This is a genomic window from Mycolicibacterium sp. XJ870, from assembly GCF_053483975.1.
This window is the reverse complement of record NZ_JBEFTI010000012.1, coordinates 193,351-200,486: the sequence shown is the minus strand read 5'-3', so window position 1 is coordinate 200,486 and position 7,136 is coordinate 193,351. Positions and strand designations below refer to the sequence as shown.

The 7,136-nt window shown below is 66.7% G+C and carries 6 protein-coding genes and 1 pseudogene; 5 read left to right on the top strand and 2 right to left on the bottom strand.

What is annotated here, in order from left to right; genetic code table 11:
- The first annotated feature begins 113 nt into the window (after window positions 1–113).
- Genes ABQF30_RS29155 through ABQF30_RS29145 form a run of 3 tightly spaced genes read left to right on the top strand, consistent with a single transcriptional unit; the run spans window position 114 to window position 2,388 of the window.
- Entirely contained in the window at window positions 114–977 is an 864-nt protein-coding gene (locus ABQF30_RS29155; protein ID WP_448470468.1) for a TIGR03619 family F420-dependent LLM class oxidoreductase, read from the top strand.
- Window positions 967–1,524 (top strand): nuclear transport factor 2 family protein, encoded by a 558-nt coding sequence (locus tag ABQF30_RS29150; RefSeq protein ID WP_448470466.1) that lies wholly within the window; start codon window positions 967–969, stop codon window positions 1,522–1,524. Before ABQF30_RS29155 ends, ABQF30_RS29150 begins: the two co-directional genes overlap by 11 nt.
- Before the next feature lie 12 nt (window positions 1,525–1,536).
- Window positions 1,537–2,388, top strand: a complete 852-nt coding sequence (locus ABQF30_RS29145) for an SDR family oxidoreductase (protein WP_448470464.1) — start codon at window positions 1,537–1,539, stop codon at window positions 2,386–2,388.
- On the opposite strand, the gene ABQF30_RS29140 is transcribed toward ABQF30_RS29145, so the two are convergent.
- Window positions 2,363–3,238, bottom strand: a complete 876-nt coding sequence (locus ABQF30_RS29140; protein WP_448470462.1) for an alpha/beta fold hydrolase — start codon at window positions 3,236–3,238, stop codon at window positions 2,363–2,365. The genes ABQF30_RS29145 and ABQF30_RS29140 overlap by 26 nt on opposite strands.
- Window positions 3,239–3,534: 296 nt before the next feature.
- On the opposite strand from ABQF30_RS29140, the gene ABQF30_RS29135 reads away from it, so the two are divergent.
- On the top strand, window positions 3,535–4,437 hold the full coding sequence (locus tag ABQF30_RS29135) for a DUF7159 family protein (protein ID WP_448470460.1): 903 nt from the start codon (window positions 3,535–3,537) through the stop codon (window positions 4,435–4,437).
- 214 nt (window positions 4,438–4,651) lie between these two features.
- Window positions 4,652–5,755: an esterase family protein gene (locus tag ABQF30_RS29130; protein ID WP_448470458.1), complete on the top strand. Its 1,104-nt coding sequence runs from the start codon at window positions 4,652–4,654 to the stop codon at window positions 5,753–5,755.
- Here ABQF30_RS29130 and ABQF30_RS29125 read toward each other — a convergent pair.
- A pseudogene (locus ABQF30_RS29125) lies at window positions 5,711–7,078 on the bottom strand (AMP-binding protein); the annotation flags it as partial. The gene ABQF30_RS29130 and the pseudogene ABQF30_RS29125 sit on opposite strands and share 45 nt — an antisense overlap.
- Window positions 7,079–7,136: the final 58 nt, after the last annotated feature.

The following is a 7,136-nucleotide window of genomic DNA, read 5'->3' as shown; positions in this document are numbered from 1 at the left end:
GATCCGGCCATGGGGTCCGCCCCCGCCGCCGCCCGCGGACCCCCACCCACCCCCCCCCCCCCCCGACCCCCAAGCGCCCCCCGCGCGCCACCCCCGCGGCCCTTGGCTGGGGTTTGGTTTTGGCCCCCCCCTGGGGGGGGGGGGGCCCGGGGGGGGCCCCCCGGGGGGCGCCCACCGCCACGCACGACGATCTCCGCGAGATCGCCCGCACCGCCGACCAACTTGGCCTGGACTTCGTGACGTGCTCCGAGCATGTCGCCGTGCCGAGTGCCGAGGCACCCACACGTGGGGCGGTGTACTGGGATCCGTTGTCCACCCTGGGGTTTCTCGCGGCCGGTACACAGCGTATCCGGTTGGTGACCGCGGTGCTGGTGTTGGCGTATCACCATCCGTTGGAGATCGCGAAACGGTACGGCACGCTGGACCGCATCAGCGGCGGGCGGGTGGTGTTGGGCGTTGGAATCGGCTCTCTGGAAGAGGAATTCGACCTCATCGAGGCGCCGTGGCGACACCGTGCTCAGCGTGCCGACGACGCCATCGCCGCGTTGCGGGCCTCGTTGGGCGTGGCCGAACCTGATTACACCGGCCCGTTCTACACGTACTCGGGGATGACCGTACAGCCGCACGCCGTGCAGGCCCACGTGCCGATCTGGGTGGGTGGTAGGACCAAGGCATCGCTGGACCGTGCGGCGCGGCTGGCCGACGGGTGGATGCCGTTCGGGCTGTCAGCGGCCGCTGTCCGCGCCATGCTCGACGAAGCCGAACTCCCAACCGGATTCGAGGTCGTGCTCGGGACCGGGCGCGCGCTGGATCCCTCGGCCGACCCGGCCGGCACCCGGGCGCGGCTCGCCGAACTCGCCGCTGCCGGGGCCACCGCGGTGTCGTGCAGTGTCGCGGCCCGATCGGCGGAGGACTACTGCCGACAACTGGAGCGGCTCGCTGAGATCGCTGCGGAAGGAGAGGCCGATGAGCGGTGACAACGGTGACCTTGCCGAGCTGCTGGCAAGAGTGCAGCAGCTGGAGGACGAACGCGATATCGCCCGGCTGATCGCGAGTTACGGGCCTGCCGTCGACGCGGCCGACGCGGACACCGCCGCGGACCTGTGGACCGCCGACGGGGTCTACGACGTCGAGGGTTGGCGGATGGGGAGTAGCTCCGATGTGCACGCCATGGTGAGCTCTCGCTCGCACCACGAACTGGTCGATTCAGGGTGCAGCCACTTTCTGGGTCCAGCGGTGGTTACCGTCCGTGGTGACACCGCTGTCGCGCTATGCGAATCACTGGTCCTGCTGCGACGTCCACAACCCTTGCCGGACAGCCATTTCGGCCATCGAGGCTGGACTTCCTCGGCGCAGGAGTACATGGTGTGGCGTGCGGCCGCCAACCATTTCGAGCTGACCCGCACAGAGGGCAGATGGCGTATCACGCGACGCGCCAGCCGCATGCTGGACGGGAATCCGGAGGCACACCGGCTGCTGACCAGTGGCCTTACGGGTGAACGCGCCTTCGGTGCCGACGACTAAGGGAGCATTTAAGTGGGTACATACGCCGTCACCGGTTGCGCATCGGGTATGGGTCTTGCAGTGGCCGAACGATTGCGAGCAGCGGGCCATTCGGTCATCGGCGTCGACATCAAAAACACCGACGTCGTCGCCGACCTGTCGACTGACGAGGGGCGGCGTGCCGCCGCCGATGCCGTTCTGGCCGCGTGTGGCGGTGTCCTCGACGGCGCCGTACTGGCGGCAGGGCTGGGGCCGATCCCCGGACGCGAGCGCCTCACCGCGCAAGTCAATTACTTCGGCGTCATCGATCTGCTGAACGCCTGGCGTCCGGCCTTGGCGCGCGCCGAGCGCGCCAAAGTAGTTGTCATCGCCAGCAATTCGACGACCACCACGCCGGCGGTGCCGAGGCGCGCGGTGCGGGCGTTCCTGGTCGGGGACGGCGACAAGGCAGTGCGTGCGGTGCGTTTCTACGGCAAGGGCGCGCCCGCGATGATCTATGCGGCCTCCAAGATCGCGGTGTCGCGGTGGGTGCGTCGACAGGCGGTGAGCAGTGACTGGGCCGGTGCCGGTATCCGGCTCAATGCCCTCGCACCCGGCGCGATCCTGACTCCGCTGCTCGAAGAACAGTTGGCCGATCCCAAACAAGCCAAGGCAGTCAAGGCGTTCCCGGTGCCCATCGGGGGCTACGGTGATCCGGGAAAGCTCGCGGACTGGATGATGTTCATGCTGTCCGATACTGCTGACTTCCTTTGTGGCAGCGTGGTTTTCGTCGACGGCGGATCCGACGCCTACTTTCGTGCGGATGCCTGGCCGACGGCTGTTCCGGCCAGGTCCCTGCCGCGCTACCTACTGCGGTTTCTCAACTATTCGCGCTCGCGTCGCTGACACCGAGGAACGCCAGCACAGTTCGTTCGAACGCCGCCTTGGCCTCGATCATCACCCAGTGGCCGCAGTTGGGGAACACATGCAGTTCGGCATTGGGAATGCTGCGCATCGGGATAAGTGCCATGTCCAGCGGGCTGACCCTGTCGTCGCGGCCCCAGGTGAGCAGCGTCGGCGCTTGCACCTTGTGCATCAGGGCCCACGGCATCGGGGCGTCGGATTTGCGCATCATCGCCATCATCGCGGCGAAAGCGGCTTTGCCGTACATCCGCCGGGCCGCCTCCAGAGTTCCGGGATCGGTGGCCAGCGCCCAGCGTTCCTCGATGAGTTCTTCGGTGACGAGGTCGGGGTCGTACACCATGGAATTCAGCCAGTCGACGAGCCTTGCGCGGGTGGGGTCCTCGGTGAATTCCTGGAGCAGTCGGATGCCTTCGCTGGGCCCCGGGCTGAAGATACTGGTCCCGATGCCGCCGATCGTCACCAGGCGGCCGACGCGGTCGGGGTGGTTGATGGCGAAGTTGATGCCGACGCCACCGCCCATCGAGTTGCCGATCACGTCGACTCTCTCCAACCCCAGGGCGTCGGCGAAGGTCACCGCCGCGCCCTGCGCATCCAGCATCGGGTGACCGCCGAAGTCGTCGCTCACTCCGAATCCCGGAAACTCCAGCACCAGGCAGCGGAAATGGCGGGCGAAGACGTCGAGGTTGCCGCGGAAGTTGCGCCACCCCGTGACTCCCGGACCCGAGCCGTGCAGTAGCAACAACGGGGGGCCGTCGCCGGCCTCGTGGTAGCGCAGCACACCTGCCGGGGTTTTCACTTCGCGCAACGTGTCCTGGTACTCGAATGTCAGCATCTCGCTGTCCTAATCGTTTCGTAGGGCTTCCGAAGCGATCACACACGGGCAGCGAGCGAAAATACAGCGGAGTCGCCGTTGACCGGAACATCGGGAACGTCGTCCTCGCCGGAATGGGCCGATGAACTTTCGGTGACGTACGGGTGATCGCTGGGCGTCAGAGTGACCTGTCTGCGGCAAAGCCGCAGGCAGGGGTCACAGATATGGGCAATCTCCTCAAGATGCCGTTCGGTTGCGAGCAAAATATGCTCGTCGCGGCATCGCGTCGGTGGAGCGTCAGGAATCGGGGCTGGTTTGTGAAGACGGTACTGGGACTGGCACTGACGTCCGGCGGCGTCGGCTGGGTCCTTGTCGACCGCACCGCGTCAGCCCGCTCACCGTTGGACGACGATGCGTTCGAGATCGACTCCGTCGACGAGTTGGCAGCTCGAGGGGCTGCGGCGGCACGGGGTGCCCGCGCCATCGCAGTCTCCAGCGGCCAGGGCGTGCGGTCGGTGGGCGTCGTCTGGTCCGATGGCGTCGAATCCGAGGCGCAGCAGCTGATCGACACGCTCGAAGCGGCGGGTTTCAACGACGTCCGCGTAGTGCCGTCGGGCATGGACACGGACGCAGATGTCGATGAGCTCCTGTCGGTGGCGCACGCGGCTGCGCATGCGGTCGCCACGGACGCAGTCGCCGCGCGCGAACCGAAAACCCAAGTGCACCGGCCTGATCGGACGCGGAAGTCGGCAACTCTGCGGGTCGGAGGTGCTGCTGCTGCCGGCGTTGTGGTGGCGCTGCTGGCCGTGGGATCCCAGTCGATCCCGGAGCGCCCGGAACCCGCGCCCGAGCAACCCGCGCTCAGCTCAGCCGGTATCCCACAGGTCGTCAGCGTTGTTGCAGTACCGCAGGGCGTGACCAGGCGGCCCGCCGTGGTTGAGCCGGCAGTCGACCAGCCTGCGACAGAGGCGACAGTGGCGACAGAAGCGACAGAGACTGTCGACCACACGCCGGTTTACGAACCCGTCGAGGTGACAGCAGTCAGCGCTCCGGCTGACGTCCCGGTCGCCGTCGCGCATCTGTCGGGTGCTGCGACGTCCGGCCCGGCCACCCCGCAACTGTTCGCACCGGGACCCGTGCCGGTGGTTGCACCGGTTCGCGCCCCGGTAACCCCGGCGCCACCGATATTCGTCGACCCGTTCCTCGGTGGCCTGCCATAACGCAATTGCACGTGCGTTCGCCAACGCCGGACCGACGCATTGGTCAATTCTCGGCCGCGCGATCGACCATTGCGTCAATTTCGCGGATCAACAACAATTGCCAAATTTCCGCGTAAACGTGCGCTTCCGGCGTATTGTCCGCTAGGTCGGGGCCGTGCGAGGGGTTGGCCGCGTACGTTGTACGAGCGCAGTTCGCGGCCGGGATGAGGCGGATATGGCGATCTTTGCGTCCATACGGCGATACGCGGCCATTTCATTTGCGGCCGTGATATTGCCCGGTGTGCTCTATGCGCCTGTGGCGAACGCATACTCGAATGCGCCGATCGAAATTCTCGAGGTGCCGTCAGCGGCGATGGCACGCGATATCCGCGTCGAATTCCTCAGTGGCGGCTCGGGTTCGCATGCGCTGTATCTGCTGGACAGCATGGAAGCGGGTAACGACCGCAACGGCTGGGATATCAACACGGCGGCATTCGACTGGTTCGACGGTTCAGGCATATCGGTGGTCATGCCAGTTGGCGGAAAATCGAGTTTCTACAGCGACTGGTACGCGCCCGCAGCAGGCAACGGCGGGACTCAGACCTACAAATGGGAGACCTTCCTGACCCAGGAGCTGCCGGCATGGCTCGCCACCAACCGGGAGGTCGCGCCTACCGGAAACGCGGTCGTCGGGCTTTCGATGGGTGGGTCGTCGGCGTTGGTGCTCGCCGCGCATCATCCACAGCAGTTCATCTACGCCGGGTCGCTGTCGGGATTCCTGAACCTGTCCGCGGCCGACGGGCCGGGACAAGTCCGAATCGCCATGATGTGGAATGGCGGCTTCAACCCGGACGCGATGTGGGGGCCGCCGGGTGATCCGGCCTGGGCGCGTAACGATCCAACGGTCAACGTCGGGCGGCTTGTCGCCAACGGCACCCGGATCTGGGTGTACTGCGGCAACGGCACGGCACGAGACCCGGCGCTGGCCAGTCCGGACGCCCCGATCGGCGGTCTGGGCTTCCTGGAAGGATTCGCGATCGACTCCAACCGGGCATTCGCCGACGCATACGTGGCAGCGGGCGGAAACAACGGGGTGTTCAACTTCCCCGACGGGATCCACAGCTGGGGGTACTGGGGTCAGGAACTTCAGCGGATGAAGCCGGACCTGATTCGGGTGCTCGGCTCAGTGCCGGACAGCGAACAGAGCGAACTCCCGGACCCGACTCTTGGCGACCTTCCCGTTGGCGGTGAGCGGCAGGGCCTCGGTGAAGAGCACAATCCGGGGCCGCTTGAAACCCGCGATGGCGGAACGGACGTGAGTGATCAGCTCGTCGGATGACGGTTGACGCCCGCTGACAGGGACGACGACTGCGCAGACGGCCTCACCCCAGTACTCGTCGGGCACGCCCACGACCGCCACCTGGTCGACATCTGGATGCGTGGACAGGGCATCCTCGACCTCACGGGATGAGACGTTCTCGCCGCCGGTGACGATGATGTCCTTGAGTCGGTCCACCACGAACAGCCGACCATCGGCGTCGATGCGGCCGACGTCTCCGGTGTGGAGCCACCCGTTGACGCCCGGGGTGACCTGGGCGCCGCGGACCACGATCTCGCCGACCGCTCCGGCGCCAAGCAGCTTGCCGGCCGAATCGATGGTCTGCACCTCCACCTCGGCGTGTGGATGACCGGCGCTGCTCAGCAGTTCCGTCGCGCCCGCCGCACCGGCGCGATGGGCGCTGGGTCCGAGAAAGGTGATGTTGCCACCGGTTTCGGTCATCCCGTAGCCCTGGTGGAAGTCGACGCCGAGCACGTCGATCGCACGACGCAGCAAGTCCAACGGCATCGCGGCCGATCCATAGGCGATCGCCTCAAGCGTGGGAAGTTCGGTGCCGGTGCGTTCGAGATAGCCCAGTAACGAGTGCAGCATGGTCGGGGCCAGCGAGCACGACCTCACCCCGTGCGCCCTGACCAGGTCTACGAACGTATCGGGGCGGAACTGCGCGGTCAGTATCACCGTCGAGGCGACCGCATGTTGGACGAGCATGTTGTAGCCGGCGATGTGGCACATCGGGAACGGCAGGAGGTACACCCCGCCCGGTTGGACCGCGCGCCCCGCTACAGTGCCCCGGACGGCGGCAAGTATCGAACGATGGCTGTGCACAACATCTTTGGGCGCTCCGGTAGAACCGCTGGTAAAGAGCAGCCAGGCCGGATCGTCCGGACCGGCCGCGTCGATGAAATCGGGGTCACCCGTGGTTGCGGCCCGCCAGGTGGGCGAGTCGAAGGTGACCCTATGGGTGATGTGTCCGGTGGCGGCCGAAAGAGCCGACAGATACTTGGCATCGCCGAGCAACACGGCGGGACGCGTGGCCTCCAACTGGGCGGCCTGCTCAGCGGGGTTCAGGCGCTGGTTGATCAGTGTGAGAAGCCGGCCGCTGCGTGGCACGCCGTAGTACAACTGGGCGTACGAGACACTGTTGTCGGCGACCACGGCCACCCGGTCACCCGGGCCGGTGCGGTCGGCTATCCACCTGGCGACACAACGGATCTGGCGATCGAGCTCGGCGAAGGTCGCGGCGGTTCCGTCTGCCGAGACCAGCGCCAGGCGTTGTGGCGCCCCGTGCGCTGCTGCCGACACCAACTCGTGCAGGAGGGTCATCGAACCCTTGACCGTCCGGCGCGGGGGCTGCTAGACATGGCGTCAGTCTAGTAATTTG

Excerpts from the sequence above, each read along its gene's own strand:
- ABQF30_RS29150 (WP_448470466.1), top strand. The coding sequence starts at position 967 with ATGAGCGGTGACAACGGTGACCTTGCCGAGCTGCTGGCAAGAGTGCAG.
- ABQF30_RS29140 (WP_448470462.1), bottom strand. The coding sequence starts at position 3,238 with ATGCTGACATTCGAGTACCAGGACACGTTGCGCGAAGTGAAAACCCCG.
- ABQF30_RS29130 (WP_448470458.1), top strand. The coding sequence starts at position 4,652 with ATGGCGATCTTTGCGTCCATACGGCGATACGCGGCCATTTCATTTGCG.